This window comes from Vibrio sp. 10N.222.54.E6 (genome assembly GCF_041473955.1).
GTDB lineage: Bacteria > Pseudomonadota > Gammaproteobacteria > Enterobacterales > Vibrionaceae > Vibrio > Vibrio tasmaniensis_A.
On the sequence record NZ_JBFRTD010000035.1, the window covers coordinates 21,379 to 38,959 of the forward strand.

Sequence of the window (17,581 nt, forward strand, 5' to 3'; positions counted from 1 at the left end):
GGACAGTTTAATTAATCCACGAACTTATTAAAATAATAGATATTTACAAAAGAGTTAACTATGGAGACGCATGTTTCAACTGCTCATCCAAGTTAAGTACCGTCAAAGCATTACTTACGCTGGTTGCAATCACGTCTACTACGCCGGTTCTTAATGCACCTAATAAAGCTAATGGCTTACTGTTCTCGGCAGCGATGGCAATTACCTCAGCGATTGGGCGGAACTCTTCCAGGCCTAAGCCGATGACTCGGTCACTCATCACAGTGTTTGCGGCTTTGCCGTGTACATCAAAAAAGTCATAACCCGCAAAGTCACCGACCACGCCTTGTAGTAAACGAGATTGGACGACCTCTCCCGCCGTAAACCAACCTAGGTCGACCATGTAGCTGTTTTCACTCATATCACCAATACCCACTAATGCAACATCGGCTTTTCGGGCAAGATCGAGCGTTTGCTTGACGGTGCTATTTTCCATGAACGCAGATTTTTGTGCTTTGTTTTCAGCATAAGCAGGCGCGTACAAGGTTTCAGAAGATCCACCGTATTTCTTGGCGAGTTGTCTACATATATGATCGGCATTAAACATACCGCCTCTAGGGTGAATACCGCCGATACCACACACAAATTTACAGTCACGTGGCGTAATGACGCCAGTGTGGTGAGCAACAGACGATACGTTCCGCCCTTGTCCTACTGTCACCACCATGCCGTTTTTCAGTGTACTGGTAAGATAGTTAGACACTAAACCAGCAACCTGTAATCGCTGCTTCTCTTCATTTGGTTGGTCTAGTGCCACAAGCGCACGCTTCACACCAAACCGTTCGATCAAACGTTGCTCGATCTTCGCACTAAAGACGGGGTGATATTTCACGGTGATCTCAACAATGCCCTCATCTCTGGCTTGCTTGAGCATTCGACCAACCTTTGCACGAGAGATAGAGTACTTTTTAGATATCTCTTCTTGCGTGGCACCATCTTGATAATAAGCAACCGCTACTTCAGTGAGGAGATCAGTGTTTTCTTCGGAAACATCTTGGATATTCTTACTCATATACCACTCAACCAATATTTAACAATTATTTTACCTGCTTGAAGAACAAGTGTTCGATGCTTAAGCAAGTGATACACAAGTTTACACCCCGAACATATGTAACAGCAAGGTACATTTGCTCATCGCCATAACCATGGTTTTGTTGTTGATTAATTCACCTCACTTTGCTCGTTAAACGTTTGCTTGCATACCCCATGATTACTAGAGCGAAATATATTTGACTGAAGTCACCATACAGCACTATTTACCGTTGACTTTGGGGCTAGATCGGATAAATATGGCTACATCATTTACTCATCGAGCGATCAAATGTTCTGTGCAAATGTTCGTTCGGAGAAAAATTTAAATTAATGTAAGTTTGGCTCACTGGTACAACCATTGAGAACTTCATTAGTTAGCTTGCAAATGCCCGCACCTCTCCCATTAATGAGGTGTTATGCGATACATAGGATGATCAAAATGAGCAATAAATTAGAGCAACTTCGTAAACTAACAACTGTTGTAGCTGACACTGGCGATATCGAAGCTATCAGCAAGTACACTCCTGAAGATGCAACAACTAACCCATCTCTAATTCTTAAAGCTGCTCAAATTGCTGAGTACGCTCCTCTAATCGATGCTTCTATCGAATACGCAAAAGCGCAAAGCGGCGATAAAGCACAGCAAGTTCAAGATACTTGCGACATGCTTAACGTGAACATCGGTAAAGAAATCCTGAAAGTTGTACCTGGCCGTATCTCTACTGAAGTAGATGCTCGTCTTTCTTACGACATGGAAGGCAGCGTTGCTAAAGCTCGTCAACTTATCAAAATGTACAACGACGCTGGCATCACTAACGACCGCATCCTTATCAAACTGGCTTCTACTTGGGAAGGTATCCGTGCTGCTGAAATCCTAGAGAAAGAAGGCATCAACTGTAACCTAACGCTTCTATTCTCTTTCGCTCAAGCTCGTGCTTGTGCTGAAGCTGGCGTATTCCTAATCTCTCCTTTCGTAGGTCGCATCATGGACTGGTACAAAGCGAAAGAAGGTCGTGATTTCGAAGCTTCAGAAGATCCAGGCGTAATCTCAGTTTCAGATATCTACAACTACTACAAAGACCACGGCTACAAAACTGTTGTTATGGGCGCAAGCTTCCGTAACATCGGCGAGATCCTTGAACTTGCTGGTTGTGACCGTCTAACTATCGCTCCTCAACTTCTAGCTGACCTAGAAGCAGCAGAAGGCGAAGTAGTAGAGAAGCTTATCGACTCTAACGGTACTAAAGAGCGTCCAGCAGCGATGACTCACGCTGAGTTCCTATGGGACCACAACCAAGATGCAATGGCTGTTGAGAAACTGGCTGAAGGCATCCGCAACTTCGCCGTTGACCAAGGCAAACTAGAAGACATGATCGCAGCTAAGCTGTAATCACTCTTACCAAATTCAAATAGGGGAACGTTCAGTTCCCCTACTTTTATCAATTTTGTTTTTCTTAATTTTTATTCGGAAGTTCTTATGAATCGCAAACATCTAGCTAACGCTATTCGTGCTCTAAGCATGGACGGCGTACAACAAGCAAACTCTGGTCACCCAGGCGCACCTATGGGTATGGCTGACATCGCTGAAGTACTTTGGCGTTCTCACCTAAACCACAACCCAGCAAACCCAGAGTGGGCTGACCGCGACCGTTTTATCCTGTCTAACGGCCACGGCTCAATGCTGATTTACTCTCTGCTTCACCTAGCAGGTTACGAGCTTTCAATTGAAGACCTTAAGAACTTCCGTCAACTGCACTCTAAGACTCCAGGTCACCCAGAGTACGGCTACGCACCAGGCATCGAAACAACGACTGGTCCTCTAGGTCAAGGCATTACTAACGCTGTTGGTATGGCTATGGCTGAGAAAGCGCTAGCTGCACAGTTCAACAAAGAAGGCCACGACATCGTAGACCACTACACTTATGCATTCATGGGTGATGGCTGTCTGATGGAAGGTATTTCTCACGAAGCATGTTCTCTAGCAGGCACGCTAGGCCTTGGTAAGCTGGTTGCTTTCTGGGATGACAACGGTATCTCTATCGATGGCGAAGTTGAAGGTTGGTTCTCTGACGATACACCTAAGCGTTTCGAAGCTTACGGCTGGCACGTAATCCCAGCAGTAGATGGCCACGACTCTGACGCTATCAACGCAGCGATTGAAGCGGCTAAAGCAGATCCTCGCCCTACTCTAATCTGTACTAAAACAGTAATTGGCTTTGGTTCTCCAAACAAAGCAGGTACGCACGACTGTCACGGTGCACCACTAGGCGCTGAAGAAATTGCAGCAACACGTAAAGAATTAGGTTGGGAGCACGGTCCTTTTGAAATTCCGTCGGAAGTTTACTCAGAGTGGGATGCGAAAGAAGCAGGCGCAGCTAAGGAAGCAGCGTGGAACGAGAAACTTGCAGCTTATGAAGCAGCATACCCTGAGCTGGCAGCTGAATTCAAACGCCGCGTAAACGGTGACCTACCAGCTGAGTGGGAAGAGAAAGCATCGGCAATCATCGCTGATCTTCAAGCTAACCCAGCAAACATCGCATCACGTAAAGCATCTCAAAATGCTCTAGAAGCATTCGGTGCTATGCTACCTGAATTCATGGGCGGCTCTGCTGACCTTGCGCCTTCTAACCTAACTATGTGGTCTGGTTCTAAGTCTCTTGAAGCAAACGACTTCTCTGGTAACTACATCCACTACGGTGTACGTGAATTCGGTATGACGGCTATCATGAACGGTATCGCTCTGCACGGTGGTTTCGTACCATACGGCGCAACGTTCCTAATGTTCATGGAATACGCTCGTAACGCTATGCGTATGGCTGCTCTGATGAAAACTCAGAACATCCAAGTTTACACGCATGACTCTATCGGCCTAGGCGAAGATGGTCCAACTCACCAACCAGTTGAGCAGATCGCTTCTCTACGTCTAACTCCAAACATGAGCACATGGCGTCCATGTGACCAAGTTGAGTCTGCAGTGGCTTGGAAACTAGCAATCGAGCGTAAAGATGGTCCTTCTGCACTTATCTTCTCTCGTCAAAACCTTGCACAACAAGATCGTGACGCTGAGCAAGTAGCAAACATCGCTAAGGGTGGTTACATCCTGAAAGATTGTGAAGGCAAGCCAGAGCTTATCCTTATCGCAACGGGTTCTGAAGTTGAGCTAGCGGTTAACGCTGCTGCTGAGCTAACAGCTGAAGGTAAGAAAGTACGCGTAGTTTCTATGCCTGCGACTGACGCGTTCGACAAGCAAGACGCGCAGTACCGTGAGTCTGTACTTCCATCTGACGTTACAGCACGTATCGCTGTAGAAGCTGGCATCGCTGACTTCTGGTACAAGTACGTTGGTTTCGGTGGCAAGATCATCGGTATGACAACGTTCGGCGAGTCTGCACCAGCAGGTGAGCTATTCAAGATGTTCGGTTTCACTACTGAAAACGTAGTAAACACAGCGAAAGAGCTTCTAGCTTAATCTTGATTAAATTGCCTCGCCCTTAAATGGGTTGATGCATAATTAGTTCTACAATACCAAGCGTATAAAGTGAAACTAAAAGGCCTGACTTCGATAGTCAGGCCTGATTACCGCTTAACAGAAATGTCCAACGTTACAGGATCATTTCGCATAGCTGGCTTTTTGTTTACCAGAACCTTAATTCTCTACTTATCACTCCACACAGCCATTTCGTTACCACTTGGCTCTCTAAAATGGAAACGCCGCCCACCGGGAAAGCTGAATATCTCACGGTTTATCTCTCCACCAGCATCCAACACCTCACGCACGGTTTGCTCAAGATCTTCGCTATAGAAAACCATCAACGCCGCACCACTTTCAGCATTGGACGCTAGATCCGCTAAATAGAACCCACCCATTAAGCCTTTACCTTCAAAAGCTGAATACTCGGGACCATAGTCTTCAAAGATCCAACCAAACACGTGGCTGAAAAACGTCTTAGTGGCGGCGATGTCTCGCGCTGCAAATTCAATATAGTTAATAGAGCCGTGTTCCATAGCGGATTCCTTCTGCTTTATACGTTTGCCTTGTGATATTAAGGCAGGGCTTGAAGATCTAATCTTAGACAATTACGCCAAGTGACATCACTTTTTACGAACGACAGGGTAATCAGAGCCATGCAGTTCTTGCACAAAGCCAGAACCATCGCCACTGTGCGTTATCCATACTTTTTCTTTTGCTCGCGTCATTGCCACGTAAAACAAACGACGCTCTTCCGCATAAGGGAACACATCCGAAGATTCAGTCAACGCGCCATCAATGTGCAATTGTTTCTTCTTCGCGGGGAACTGTCCTTCATCAACGCAAAGAATAATCACGAAATCCGCTTCTTTACCCTTACTCGCGTGACAAGTCATGAAGCTGATATCAATTGAGGTATAGATCTTTTTCCAGTCTTCCAACAGCTCTGGTTTGTGGTAATGATTTCGCCCAAGCAACATCACTGATTTATTGGCTTTACCTTTTGCTTGCCTGTTTATCTGATCGAGGATCTTCTCAACTTCTTTGCTTGACGCACTATAAACCGACTTCTGCTTCTGTTGTTTGAAGCTGTTGAGCTCTTTTGGTAGTTGAATCGGGTTTTCCTGCACAAAGCGATTGGCAACCGAACCTAACTGATTGTTAAATCGATAAGTCGTATCTAGATGATGAATTGTCGAGCTCTCAAAACGATCTTTAAAGCCCGTCGTTAGATCAACATCTGCACCCGCGAACTGGTAAATTGACTGCCAGTCATCACCTACGGCAAAAATAGAAGCTTGGTGCTGCGCTTTCGATTGATTGCACAAGGCTTCAACCAAGGCTAAACGATCTGGTGAGATATCTTGATATTCATCGATCATGATGAACTTCCAAGGCGAAATGAATTTCCCCTTCTCGACATACTGTGTCGCTCGGCTGATCATGATTGAGAAGTCGATATGATTCTGTTCTTTCAATTCCTTTTGCCAAGCGGTTACGCATGGCCAACACAGTGAAAGCTCGCTATTGAGGCGCGTATAGTCACGGTGATCAATCAGTTGTTGCTGTACTTCTTTTTTCGTTAAACCCGATGCATTCAACTGTTCAAGTTGCTTTTCAAGCCAACCAATCAATTTAAGATTTGAAACATGACTACCTAGCTCATCATCACCGGTTAAATAAGCAATTGGCCATTTAGACAAGTGCTTTTGCCAACGTTTAAAGTTGGTCGGCGTCATCCAGTGCTTCTTCAACCAATCAATGCACCATGCTTGGCGTTGGTTGTCATCGAGTGCGAGCGGAGAAATAACCACGCGTTCGGGTTCAACTTGATTCAGTATCTTTAGACCCAACTGGTGGAAAGTACTGACTTGCACCTTCTCGGCTGATATGCCAATTTTGCTGTTAAGGCGCTGCTTCATCTCTTCCGCGGCTTCACGACCAAAGGCGAGCAGTAACAACTCTTCAGCTTGAGCTTGGTGGCTTTGCAATAAATACGCGACGCGAGCGGTGAGAACACTGGTTTTACCTGAGCCTGCGCCCGCTAAAATAAGGTTGTGATCATCATTCATCAAGACCGCATATTGTTGCGATAAGTTCAGGGGTGACGACTCACATTGAGCAAACAATACTTCCCAATTTTGTCTTTCTGTCTCTAACCACTGTTGATTCCTCTCGGCTTGCTGAATTTCCGTTTCAGACAACCATGGCTGCATTCGAGCAATGCGGTTTGGCATGCGCTGTGCCGCTTCCTCTAGAGTCATCGTCATATTTTCCAGACCTGCGTTGACCATGTCGACCCAAGTCTTCACTTTAGAATGCGGTAGGAAAGCAGGAAGTTGCTCAAGACGTGTCAATTCAGCTTCCCATTGAGGAACGTGCTCTGCCAACTGTTCACATTGTCTGTCATGCCACTTCTGATAAGCAGCAACCGATGCGCGCGCAAATTGACGACATTGTTCCCATGGAAGGCCTTGGACTAACCAGCTTCGCTGTTTGCCATCTTGTTGATTAGCAAAAAACTGCAACGATCCCCAAAACAATCCGCGCTTTATCGCGATCTTGCCACTCCAAATAGTGAAAGGGATACGTTCTTCACTGCCTACTGAAGATAACAGCAGGCGTGGACCATCAAGCTCAACTTGATGATATTCATTTTGAATAAAAAACTGTGCAGTCTTATTAGCGCTTAGCTGCATTGGAGCGTGCTCTTTAATTGGGAATATTGAATTTATATCATGATGCAGTGAGAATTAATAATGTCTCACTGCTTATCGACGCTTTCATGACCACCTAGGGGCAATTATGGATAAGTATCAAATTCTTGTGCTTGATTTCTGTTAGGATTATGGTTTTAGTGTGTCAAGTGAGCGACTGTGGACTTCTCAGCAAAACTACGCCTTTATTGGGCGAATAAAACCATAAATTACAGCGTATTAATTCTCATCACTCTGCTCGGTGTTGTAGTACCTGCTTGGTATTATGGTCAAAACACACTGATCACACCATTAATTTTAGGGGTTATTGCTGCGGCTCTTGCTGAAAGTGATGATAGCTTTACCGGACGTTTGAAAGCACTCACGCTAACCTTTATCTGTTTTGCCGTTGCAGCCTTCTCTATTGAGATTCTCTTCGATACGCCTTGGCTGTTCGCGATAGGGCTTTTCGTTTCAACCTTCTCTTTTATTATACTTGGGGCAATTGGCCCTAAATATGCCAGTATCGCATTTGGATCATTACTTGTGGCTATCTACGCCATGCTTGGGGCTCACGAGAGCACTAACCTTTGGTTTCAACCTCTACTATTGTTAACGGGCGCAGCTTGGTACTACTTCATGTCGATGATTTGGCAGATCGTATGGCCGATGCAACCAGTGCAGCAAAACCTAGCAACAGTATTCGATCAAATCGGCAATTACATCGGCTCTAAAGCAGAGCTCTTCTATCCAGTTTCAGATTTGATTCCCCAACCACATCGCATTATTGAAGCCAAACTCAATGCTAGCACTGTTAACGCGCTCAACATGTGCAAAGCAACGCTACTCAACCGCTCTAAGCGCGGACACATTGACGGACCGAGTGACCGATTCCTTAATACTTACTTCATCGCACAGGATATTCATGAACGCGTAAGCTCCAGCCACTACCGTTATCAAGAGCTGGCAAAACACTTTGAGCGATCAGACGTTTTATTTCGATTTAAGTATCTGCTCGAAGCCCAAGCTAAAGCTTGTAAAGAAGTAGCAAGCTCACTGAAGGTTGGCGCTGAATACCAACATGGCGAAAAATCTGTTCTGGCACTGGATGAACTGATGTCTTCACTTAATCATCTGCATCAACAGAACAACCCAGAATGGAAATCACTGCTCAACCAGTTGGATTACTTATTTAATAACCTAGCTACCGTCGAAAAACAGCTATCAAATATAAGTAACCCAGATGCAGAAAAACTAGAAGAAGGCGTACTGGACGATACCAACCCTCATACTTTGACGGCGATGTGGCATAAGATCAAAGCCAACTTGAACACCGACTCAATGCTATTTCGTCATGCAATTCGTATGGCGATCACTTTGACGATCGGTTACGGAATTATCCAAGGTTTTGAGATTGAAAGAGGTTATTGGATTTTGCTAACAACACTGTTTGTGTGCCAACCAAACTACAGTGCAACGCGACAAAAGCTGACGGCTCGTGTCATTGGCACCGTCGCAGGCTTGTTGATTGGAGTACCGTTGTTGACCTTTTTCCCATCTCAAGAGAGTCAGCTGGTATTCATTGTGGTCAGTGGCGTGATGTTCTTCGCTTTCCGTATCAATAACTACGGTTTCGCGACCGCCTTTATCACACTGCTTGTGCTCTTTTGCTTCAATCAATTAGGGGAAGGCTACGCAGTTGTATTGCCAAGACTAGCAGATACCTTCATTGGCAGCGCGCTCGCTGTTTTAGCGGTTAGCTATATTTTACCGGACTGGCAATCAAAACGACTTCACAAGGTGATGGCAGATGCGCTTGATTCCAATAAAGATTATCTCGCTCAGATCATTGGCCAATACCGTGTAGGCAAAAAAGACAGCCTTAGCTATCGTATTGCACGCCGCAGTGCACATAACAATGATGCAAATCTGACTGCCGCTGTTAGTAGCATGCTGGTTGAGCCGGGTAAGTATCGTACATCTGAAGATGAGAGCTTCCGATTCCTAACACTCAATCATGCACTACTCAGCTATATCTCTGCTCTGGGAGCTCATAGAACACGTATCGATGACGAAGCAACACACAAACTGGTACTAGACGCACACAGAGTAATACACGAGCATCTCGACGCTCTCAACGACCAGCTGTTTTGTCATCAAGAACAATGCGAAGTAAAAAACGCTTACGATCCTGAACTTGATAAGCGTTTAAGTGAATGGAGAGAAGAGGATGAGAGCTCTGTTAGAATGGTTCTACAACAGCTACATTTGATTTATCGAATGCTTCCAGAACTGCATACCTTAGCCACAAAATTTGCAGTTAAAGTTAAGATTGAAAAGCCGCTTGAAAAAGAAGTTTCAAGATGAAAAACAAAACAACAGTAAAAACAAAAAGACAACGAAGCTGCTCATTTTTTGAACACTTCGTGTGTTTGTACATTGCTCTACCAAAAGGCTCATCTAGGTAGAGCAACCACTTGCCTACCCTTTATCTACAAGGGCCGTTCAAATCTTACACGCATGTAAACTTGCTGACTTTGATTGACTCATCCATAACTTTGCCTAACATTCCTCGGACAAAAAACAACCAAAGGGATCTATAGTTGTCTTAGTTTTAGGAAACTTCAAACTTCATTTAATATTCACTTAATCTTGTTTGATTTATTGAATCAGTAAGCTATGCTCTATTGAGCATATGGATTTGAACTAAGGTCTCATTATGAATACACAGCAATTTGAAGCATTTAAGCAGAAAATACAGCTCCTTAACCCGCAGCAATTGAAAGCACTTCAAGGTGAAATAGACGAAAACCTTGAAACAGATCAACCTTCTCTTTTGACAGATGAAGAGTTAAACGTACTGAATGAGTTGTTCAATTAATAGACTAATGTCACTATTTTAGCTTAAATCCACCTGATCTTAGTAATTTGTAGCCGTTCTCCATTGCACTCAAAATATCGTCCGCCTAGACTCATTTCATACGTCAATAAAAGGTTCTGCTATGTCGATATCTGGTATTCAATCTGGTTACGCCATCATTCAGCAGTCAACCAACATGGCTGAAGAAGCCGCTATCGAGCTTAACCAAAACTCCAAACACTCTCCAAAAACCAACGACACTTTCCAAACTAGCGATTTGAGCTTCAATCAAATAGAACCTGAACAACCCATTTCGTTTAAAGAGAAAGAGCCTGAACCAGCTTCTTCCTCTACTGAAGCGTTATTAAAGCTGACACAGAGCGCAAATTACAACCGTGTTGGTGCGAGTGTGGTTGATCGTCAAAACGAAGCCATTGGTAGCCTTCTCGATATCCATATCTGATTCGAGCTACTATTTATCGATTTGATGGTTACCCTCTTTTTGACTAACAAATGGCTCTAAATCCATACAAACTGTAACTCATTATATCAGGCACTTGTTTCTGGTTTATTACTCGGTAGAATCAGCGCAAATCAATTTTGCTGCACAAACTTTACTTCATACTATTTATGCCAAAACTAAATCTGCATCGCCGTGACTATGTTTCTATTTTAGGAGGCGACATCTCCGCAGACGAATTAGAAAAGAAGCTCCAGCCTCATTTTGATAAGCCAGTGAATAAACTGACTCCGAGCCCTTACCTGACTGAAAAAAACCTTACACGTCGCTGGGCGGCTCTCGATAATGCAGACTCGCAGCAAGAACTGCTCGACCCTCATACTCAAAGGCAGATTCAGGCTTATGAGAAAAACATAGAGCACTTTATTGGCACGGTAAAAGTCCCTGTTGGTATATCTGGCCCTTTAAGAGTCAATGGCCTGTTTGCTAAAGGCGACTACCTAGTCCCACTTGCAACCACTGAAGCGGCGCTTGTCGCGTCGTATAACCGTGGTTCAAAGCTGATCACAGCTTGTGGTGGTGCAAGTGCAATGTTGCTCAATGAAGGCGTAACACGCACTCCTGGTTTCGCATTCCAAGGATTAGTTGAAGCAGGACAGTTTGTAGCATGGGCAGTGACCCAGTATGACCAATTTAAAACCTTAGCTGAATCAACAACGTCGCACGGCAAACTTACCGACATCAATGTCAACATCGAAGGTAACCATGTTTACTTGGTGTTTGAATTTCTAACCGGAGACGCTTCTGGTCAGAATATGGTAACTATCGCGACCAACGCGGTATTTGAGTACATCATAGAAAATACGCCGGTTAAGCCCGATCATGCTTTCCTTGATGGCAACTTATCAGGCGATAAGAAAGCCAATACACAAACCTTGCGCAGCGTTCGTGGTAAAAAAGTCACAGCCGAGGTCAATATCTCTGCTGAGCTTGTCGCTAAGTACCTCCACACCACACCAGAGAAGATGGTGCAGTTCGGACAAATGACCACAGTCGGTGGCGCTCTAAGCGGTACGATTGGTATCAATGCTCATTATGCCAATGCACTTGCTGCACTCTACATTGCTTGCGGTCAAGACGCGGCGTGTGTTGCTGAGTCTGCGATTGGTATGACTCGTATGGAGCTCAACAAAGAAGGTGGTTTGTACGCGAGTGTAACGCTGCCTAACTTGATGTTAGGAACAGTCGGTGGCGGTACTGGCCTACCAAGCCAAAAAGCGTGTCTCGATTTACTAGGGCTACACGGCAACGGTAAATCACAAGCCTTAGCTGAGGTTTGTGCGGCTTTATGTTTGGCGGGTGAGCTATCGATTGTAGGCGCATTCTGTGCGGGTCACTTTTCGCGCGCTCATCACAAGTTAGCGCGCTAGTTTCTGTTATAAAACCTTAAACCGACCGTTGTCACGCATTGAGTGAGTTGTGTATGGATTACTTACATTTATCGCGAGTGAGCCTTAAACACCTCACTGCGCTTCATATTATGCTGAACACCCACAGCGTCACTCAAACGTCAGAGCAACTCTTTGTCAGCCCTTCGAGTGTGAGTAAGACATTGTCTCAGCTGCGTGACATCCTTAATGACGAACTTTTCTATCGAGACGGCACCAAGCTGATCCCGACTCCCTTTGCCCTGAAAATAGCGCCCACTGTTCACGCGATTCTTTCCAGCATGAACGGGTTACTTCACCAAAAGAGTTTTACTCCTCAGGAGTATCAAGGCAGCTTTTCACTTTCGATGCGTGAAAGTACCTTCGAAGTGTTTGCCTCGAAGATCAGCAAAATCACCACTGAACTTGCACCAAAAGCCAAACTTAATATCTATTCGAAACAGGAGCTTGGATTCGATGCTTTGCTCAGTGGTAAGGTCAACTTGATCCTGTTGCCACACGATATCTCACAACCCCCAACGGATAATAAAGAGCTGGTGTGGGAAACGATTCTTCCTGATGAAATGGTTTGTTTGATGGGCGCTCACCACCCTCTCGCTCAGCAAGAACTAACAGTTGAAGGCTATTTAGACTACAAACACATTGGTATCTTAGATAACGAACTGTCTAAGCCTTACTTTGAGCAAAACTTAGTGCAATGTCATAAGCCTAGAGATATGGCGATATCGGTAGCGGACTTTGGCGCGGCGGCGGTGTTATGTCACCACACACCTTTCTTGTTCACTTGCTCAAAACAATGGGCTGAGCATGCCAAACAAGCACAAGGCTTGGTAAGTAAACCGCTTCCTTTTGATTACGGAAAAGTGGCGTATAGCTTGGTGTGGAACAAGCCAAACATGAATGATCAGGCGATCAAATGGTTGTGTGACTTGTTTTTAGAAGCCTAACTCTTTTCGCATTGATGACCGAAAATATTAGGTATAAACCTCAGGTGTTTGCATTGGCCTTTGAACAATTAAGTAGAGCTTATCGTGAAAGCTCTGCATTTGTTGTTCGGTGCATTTAGGCCACTCTAAAGCTTCGCCAATTACCCCATGATGTTGAAACGCATTTAACCGAATTCGAACATCACTTGGCAAACCCTTCAAGTAATACCCGACCTGCTCTACCTCGATATCTAGGTCACTTTTATTAGGAATATGCAGTAACCGAACTTCATGTAATCTGCCTTTATCAGCTAAGTAGTTAATGGTTTCAAACACTCGATGGTTCCCTCTACCCACTAACCATTGATGCGTTTCAGATTGCCATGATTTTAGGTCGATCATCGCACCATCAAGGTAAGGTAATACCTTATCCCAACCTTGCTGTGTCAACGAGCCATTACTATCAATAAAACACGTTAAGTGTGCCAATTGCGGATCGCTTTTGATCGCCTGAAATAGCTCGACGATAAACGGCAATTGCATGGTCGCCTCGCCACCCGAAACGGTAATACCGCTCAGGAAGAATTGATTGTGCCTAACCAGTTCAAGCACATCTGATACCGTCATCGTGGTGATTTTGGGGCTAGACTTATGATCACAGATATCGACGCACTGATCGCAGTTGGTACACGCTAACGGATCCCACTTCACTTTGCCTTCAATAAGACTCAGAGCACTGCTCGGGCAGCCACTCACGCAGTCTCCACAATGGTTACAGTGGTTGATGGTGTGTGGATTATGACAAGTGATGCAATCGAAATTACACCCCTGTAGGAACAGCACCAAGCGATTTCCTGGTCCATCAACACAAGAAAAGGTCAGCACACGGCTGACCTTCGCTTGTTTTTCTGTCTTATTATTTTTAACCCTAGCCATTTGAGTTGTTAGATCAGAAATTTTCATAATTCACATTGTTCGTATTCGAGAAACACATAACATGCGTACGTTAAAGCTATTCGTATGTCGGCGACATCTCTAAGCTCGCTACGCGTGGTTTACGCTCTAGTATGCCCGTATTTTTTGCAGCTTCAGCACCAAGGAAAGTGGTATTGGTGCGTGAACCTTGCTCGTCATATTTGGCAATGTCAGACAGCTTAATCATATAACCTGTCACACGAACCAAATCGTTCGATGCTACGTTAGCGGTGAACTCACGGTAACCCGCTTGAATCGCCCCTTTGCACAGGTTGAACATCGCTTCTGGATTGGACTTCACCGTTTCGTCGATGGTCAGAATGTCGCTGATACCCGACGTGTAGAACTTGTGGTGACCAGCCGTCGCACGTACGTAAGACACTGGATCCGGTTCTGTTCCGTAAGGGATGCGTACACCCGGCGTCACATCTTCATCTAGGCTGATACCACCTTGAGCGTGTAACAGAGCCTTACCTTCCAGCCCATATTTCACTTCCGAGTTTTCAACAATCTCAGCCAGCTTTTCAGAAATACGATGGCCTAACTGATTTGCTTGTTCATCGTGACCATAGCGCCCTGCTTTGCCTTCTTTTTCCATTAAGATGTTAACCGCCTCAGCCATGCCATAAATACCAAACATTGGCGCAAAGCGATCTTCTTCAATTAAGCCTTCTTTGGTTAAGAAGCCTTCGAAGAAGTTAGACTCTTCATGTAAGAAGCGGCTACGTGCATTCATCAATTCGATCATGATGCTGCTGTAGTTAGGTAGTACTTGCTGTAAGAAGTCTACGCTGTCTTCAGATTTCAGAGCCACTTGCTTGAGGTTCATACGTACTAGCGTGTTTGAACCACCCGCCAGAGGCAAAGAGTTGTAGCAACTCACGATGCCAAAACGCTTATCTCCGTACGCAGCGGCGTGTGCAGGATAATTGGCAATGTGCGGCTTGCTGCATTCACAGATATTGCTCGCAGCATGACGAAGCAGGTCATCAGATGTGACTGCAGGGTCGTACATAAAGGTTAAGTTAGGTGCGATCTGCTTGAGTTCAGCATCCACACGTAAAATAGTGCGACATACAATGTTGTCACTAGGGCCAATATTAACGTGCATGAAGGCATCTGGCAGCGTGCGATCCAGCATGATCCAGAACAGCTTCAGCTTTTGGTATACCTGCTCATCCGTCAAACCGCCAACAAAAGGCATCAACACATCGTCCAACTGGCCTAAGTAAACCGGAATTGAAGTCACTGATGGAACGTGATGATAAAGGATGGTGAGCATGTTCAATGCTTCGTCGAAATTAGTAGCCGCGCTAAGCTCTAAATACTTGGAGCCTTGATGTAAGTATTTAGAATAATCAGGAAGCACATAGCGCGGCTTAAATGGGGCGTGACCTTCAAACATGTCACACAGCACACCTTGTTGTAAGGCTTGCTCTACTTCATTGCTTACCGGCATATACGGCAGACTGGCTTCAGCTTCTAAGGCAAGATAGCTCGACTTCTGTTTTGGGGACAGGTTGGCATCTGAAATGATATTGCTAAAGCGTTGTTGTTGTTCTGAAAGTGTTGAAGAAGTAGATGACGCAGATTGGTGGCTCATGATTAAACCCTTAATATTCTTATGGGCTTATTTTATATCTCACACTTACATTTCCACTAATGAAATGTATGCAAGCCTACATTTCCAAAATGGAAAACACCATTTGTAACTTAGTAATTTATGAATAGATAGCTTGTAAATTTTGTGAATAGACAGTTTTTAAATTGGCCATTTGCCAATTAACGATGGTTGTTTATCGATGATTGTCGTTGGGGAAGGGAAAGAATGAGCAGAAGAGATTAGGCCGCTTAATTGAACCGTTTAGTTTAAAACGCAAGTGCGTATAAATAGAAAACCCACATAACGGATCCAAAGATCGTTGATGTGGGTTTAGTCAATTAAGCGTGAGTGCAGTTATCTGATCAGCTATCTATATGTCAACTGCAGATACGTCAACTACAGACAAGTGAACTATAGATGAGGAACCACTTGTTTACGGCCTACACCCATCAGAACCTTCAAAGTACCTTGTGGGGTGTCGATTGAAAACGGTGTTGAGACTTCAACAATCGAAAAACCTGCTGCGCTCAATACATTCTGGGAGCGCTGTTCGCTGACCCCAAAATCTTCGCTGTCGTTTTCTAAGTACCAATCCCAGTGTACAAAAACCCCATCGTTTTCTAACAGAGTATAAATAAGGCTGACCGTATCTTGTAGGTTCGGAATAAAGCCACATACCGAAGAGGCTACCACTAAGTCAAACTGATTTCTGAATGCTGGGTGTTGGGCTGCAAGTCCGCGCGATAAGATATCAACGACAGGCTCTACATTAGACAGCTCTTTTTTATCTAACTCTTCAATCATCCCTTCTGAGATATCGAGAGCGATGATCTCTTTTGCAAAAGGAGATATTTTCTGGCTGAGTAATCCTGTACCACAACCAAAATCAAGGACACGGGTTCCGTTCAAATCAACGAGCTGTGTTAACTGGTCAAATGCGGACTGTGCGAATACAGCAGTAGCGGGATCGTTATCCCAATCAGGTGCGTACTCGTCCCATTGTTTCGCCATCATGGCCTCCATCTTTACTTCTTGTAGGTTCGGAACGCCCCCAGAATAAACCAAATTAGTCAATTCGTCATAGAGTTATCATGCAAAGATGGACTATTTCTAAGATAGTCAGCACAATATTCAGATAATATGCACCGCCACCCGCTCAATATGGAAATGAAATGAACCTTTCTCAAGTCCAAGCCTTTTGTTCTGTTGCTGATTTAGGATCCGTCTCTGAAGCTGCGCGACAGCTTGAATGTAACCGAACCAAACTGAGCATGTCGATCAAAGCCTTGGAAAAAGAGTTAGATGTCGAACTGTTTGTTCGAAGCGGTAACCATGTCGAGCTGTCTGAGGCAGGTAAGGCCATATATAAAGACTGTGAAGGCATGTTGGTAACGGCAGCACGCATTAAGCAAACCTGCTTACATGTTTCGGGTGAATTCAACGCAGAGATTTGGATCGCACGCGACGATTCCCTACCCGATGAAATGTGGCAAAGTTTATCGCACGCCCTAAACAACAAATACCCTTCCACTTCTTTCAACTTCGTTCTCGCTTCTAGTGGCGACTTGGCTAATCTTGTCGAAACTCAGCAAGTTGATTTTGCGTTTGGTGTCGATTACGAGCGTGTCGACGACCCAAGAATTATCTACAACCCACTCGGCAAGATCCGAATGATGTCGGTATGTAAGAAAGGGCATGATTTAAGTGCGATGCGAAGAGTGTCGGATGAAGTACTAAGAAATTCGATGCAAGCGACCATGGTTTATCTCAATGAAAAAGATAACCCTGAGCTTGAGCCCTTCTCTCGCCGATACATTGGTTTTTCTAGCTTCGATTTTATGTTGGATACGATTCTACGAGAAGATGCATGGGGCGTAATGCCTGAGCCATTGATACGCCATTTATTGCGTGAACAGGAACTGGCGGTGATCAAGCACACTTATGGCCTGACTCAAGAAGACTACTGTATGTTTACCGCGGCAGGTATGGCAGAACACCCAGGAATGAATTGGTTAGCGGATCAGATCAGCGATTACTTGTTTGATTTCTAAAGTGTCAGATAATGTTCTATCT

General features: G+C 44.7%; 14 protein-coding genes. 8 read left to right on the forward strand and 6 right to left on the reverse strand.

Features of this window, described 5'->3' with window-relative positions; all coding sequences use genetic code 11:
- Positions 1–58 precede the first annotated feature (58 nt).
- Positions 59–1,051, reverse strand: a complete 993-nt coding sequence (locus tag AB4513_RS19385) for a sugar-binding transcriptional regulator (protein ID WP_009845570.1) — start codon at positions 1,049–1,051, stop codon at positions 59–61.
- A 459-nt stretch (positions 1,052–1,510) separates the two neighbouring features.
- Between AB4513_RS19385 and tal the strand changes: the two genes are divergently transcribed.
- On the forward strand, positions 1,511–2,461 hold the full coding sequence (tal, locus tag AB4513_RS19390) for a transaldolase (RefSeq protein WP_009845571.1): 951 nt from the start codon (positions 1,511–1,513) through the stop codon (positions 2,459–2,461).
- An 87-nt stretch (positions 2,462–2,548) separates the two neighbouring features.
- Entirely contained in the window at positions 2,549–4,540 is a 1,992-nt protein-coding gene (gene tkt / locus AB4513_RS19395; protein WP_009845572.1) for a transketolase, read from the forward strand.
- Positions 4,541–4,725: 185 nt separating this feature from the next.
- Here the strand turns inward: tkt and AB4513_RS19400 are convergent, their stop codons facing one another.
- Both AB4513_RS19400 and helD read right to left on the reverse strand, forming a co-directional pair.
- A complete protein-coding gene (locus AB4513_RS19400) occupies positions 4,726–5,076 on the reverse strand; it encodes a VOC family protein (protein ID WP_009845573.1) in 351 nt (116 codons plus the stop codon).
- 87 nt (positions 5,077–5,163) lie between these two features.
- Positions 5,164–7,239, reverse strand: a complete 2,076-nt coding sequence (helD, locus tag AB4513_RS19405) for a DNA helicase IV (protein ID WP_102257264.1) — start codon at positions 7,237–7,239, stop codon at positions 5,164–5,166.
- A gap of 177 nt (positions 7,240–7,416) precedes the next feature.
- On the opposite strand from helD, the gene yccS reads away from it, so the two are divergent.
- From yccS to AB4513_RS19430, 5 genes are all read left to right on the forward strand, one after another.
- On the forward strand, positions 7,417–9,603 hold the full coding sequence (yccS, locus tag AB4513_RS19410; RefSeq protein WP_009845575.1) for a YccS family putative transporter: 2,187 nt from the start codon (positions 7,417–7,419) through the stop codon (positions 9,601–9,603).
- 352 nt (positions 9,604–9,955) lie between these two features.
- Complete coding sequence (locus AB4513_RS19415) at positions 9,956–10,117, forward strand: hypothetical protein (RefSeq protein ID WP_009845576.1); 162 nt, start codon at positions 9,956–9,958, stop codon at positions 10,115–10,117.
- A gap of 121 nt (positions 10,118–10,238) precedes the next feature.
- Positions 10,239–10,559 carry a hypothetical protein gene (locus AB4513_RS19420; RefSeq protein ID WP_009845577.1) on the forward strand — a complete coding sequence of 107 codons (321 nt, stop codon included), beginning with the start codon at positions 10,239–10,241 and terminating at the stop codon, positions 10,557–10,559.
- 167 nt (positions 10,560–10,726) lie between these two features.
- A complete protein-coding gene (locus tag AB4513_RS19425) occupies positions 10,727–11,986 on the forward strand; it encodes a hydroxymethylglutaryl-CoA reductase (protein WP_009845578.1) in 1,260 nt (419 codons plus the stop codon).
- Positions 11,987–12,039: 53 nt separating this feature from the next.
- Positions 12,040–12,951 carry a LysR family transcriptional regulator gene (locus tag AB4513_RS19430; protein WP_009845579.1) on the forward strand — a complete coding sequence of 304 codons (912 nt, stop codon included), beginning with the start codon at positions 12,040–12,042 and terminating at the stop codon, positions 12,949–12,951.
- A gap of 27 nt (positions 12,952–12,978) precedes the next feature.
- On the opposite strand, the gene AB4513_RS19435 is transcribed toward AB4513_RS19430, so the two are convergent.
- From AB4513_RS19435 to AB4513_RS19445, 3 genes are all read right to left on the reverse strand, one after another.
- On the reverse strand, positions 12,979–13,893 hold the full coding sequence (locus AB4513_RS19435; RefSeq protein WP_050395117.1) for a YjjW family glycine radical enzyme activase: 915 nt from the start codon (positions 13,891–13,893) through the stop codon (positions 12,979–12,981).
- Positions 13,894–13,942: 49 nt separating this feature from the next.
- Entirely contained in the window at positions 13,943–15,508 is a 1,566-nt protein-coding gene (locus AB4513_RS19440) for a YjjI family glycine radical enzyme (RefSeq protein WP_009845581.1), read from the reverse strand.
- A 411-nt stretch (positions 15,509–15,919) separates the two neighbouring features.
- The gene (locus AB4513_RS19445) at positions 15,920–16,519 is read right to left on the reverse strand and encodes a class I SAM-dependent methyltransferase (protein WP_009845582.1); all 600 of its coding nucleotides are present in this window, start codon (positions 16,517–16,519) and stop codon (positions 15,920–15,922) included.
- Between the two features lie 161 nt (positions 16,520–16,680).
- Here AB4513_RS19445 and AB4513_RS19450 point away from each other — a divergent pair, with 161 nt between their 5' ends.
- Entirely contained in the window at positions 16,681–17,559 is an 879-nt protein-coding gene (locus tag AB4513_RS19450) for a LysR family transcriptional regulator (RefSeq protein WP_009845583.1), read from the forward strand.
- The last annotated feature ends 22 nt before the right edge of the window (positions 17,560–17,581 follow it).

What these genes read in the sequence shown, in the direction of transcription:
- AB4513_RS19425 (WP_009845578.1), top strand. Translation starts at nt 10,727, where the DNA reads ATGCCAAAACTAAATCTGCATCGCCGTGACTATGTTTCTATTTTAGGA.
- AB4513_RS19420 (WP_009845577.1), top strand. Translation starts at nt 10,239, where the DNA reads ATGTCGATATCTGGTATTCAATCTGGTTACGCCATCATTCAGCAGTCA.
- tkt (WP_009845572.1), top strand. Translation starts at nt 2,549, where the DNA reads ATGAATCGCAAACATCTAGCTAACGCTATTCGTGCTCTAAGCATGGAC.
- helD (WP_102257264.1), bottom strand. Translation starts at nt 7,239, where the DNA reads ATGCAGCTAAGCGCTAATAAGACTGCACAGTTTTTTATTCAAAATGAA.
- AB4513_RS19435 (WP_050395117.1), bottom strand. Translation starts at nt 13,893, where the DNA reads ATGAAAATTTCTGATCTAACAACTCAAATGGCTAGGGTTAAAAATAAT.
- tal (WP_009845571.1), top strand. Translation starts at nt 1,511, where the DNA reads ATGAGCAATAAATTAGAGCAACTTCGTAAACTAACAACTGTTGTAGCT.
- AB4513_RS19385 (WP_009845570.1), bottom strand. Translation starts at nt 1,051, where the DNA reads ATGAGTAAGAATATCCAAGATGTTTCCGAAGAAAACACTGATCTCCTC.
- AB4513_RS19440 (WP_009845581.1), bottom strand. Translation starts at nt 15,508, where the DNA reads ATGAGCCACCAATCTGCGTCATCTACTTCTTCAACACTTTCAGAACAA.
- AB4513_RS19400 (WP_009845573.1), bottom strand. Translation starts at nt 5,076, where the DNA reads ATGGAACACGGCTCTATTAACTATATTGAATTTGCAGCGCGAGACATC.
- AB4513_RS19450 (WP_009845583.1), top strand. Translation starts at nt 16,681, where the DNA reads ATGAACCTTTCTCAAGTCCAAGCCTTTTGTTCTGTTGCTGATTTAGGA.
- AB4513_RS19415 (WP_009845576.1), top strand. Translation starts at nt 9,956, where the DNA reads ATGAATACACAGCAATTTGAAGCATTTAAGCAGAAAATACAGCTCCTT.
- AB4513_RS19445 (WP_009845582.1), bottom strand. Translation starts at nt 16,519, where the DNA reads ATGGCGAAACAATGGGACGAGTACGCACCTGATTGGGATAACGATCCC.
- AB4513_RS19430 (WP_009845579.1), top strand. Translation starts at nt 12,040, where the DNA reads ATGGATTACTTACATTTATCGCGAGTGAGCCTTAAACACCTCACTGCG.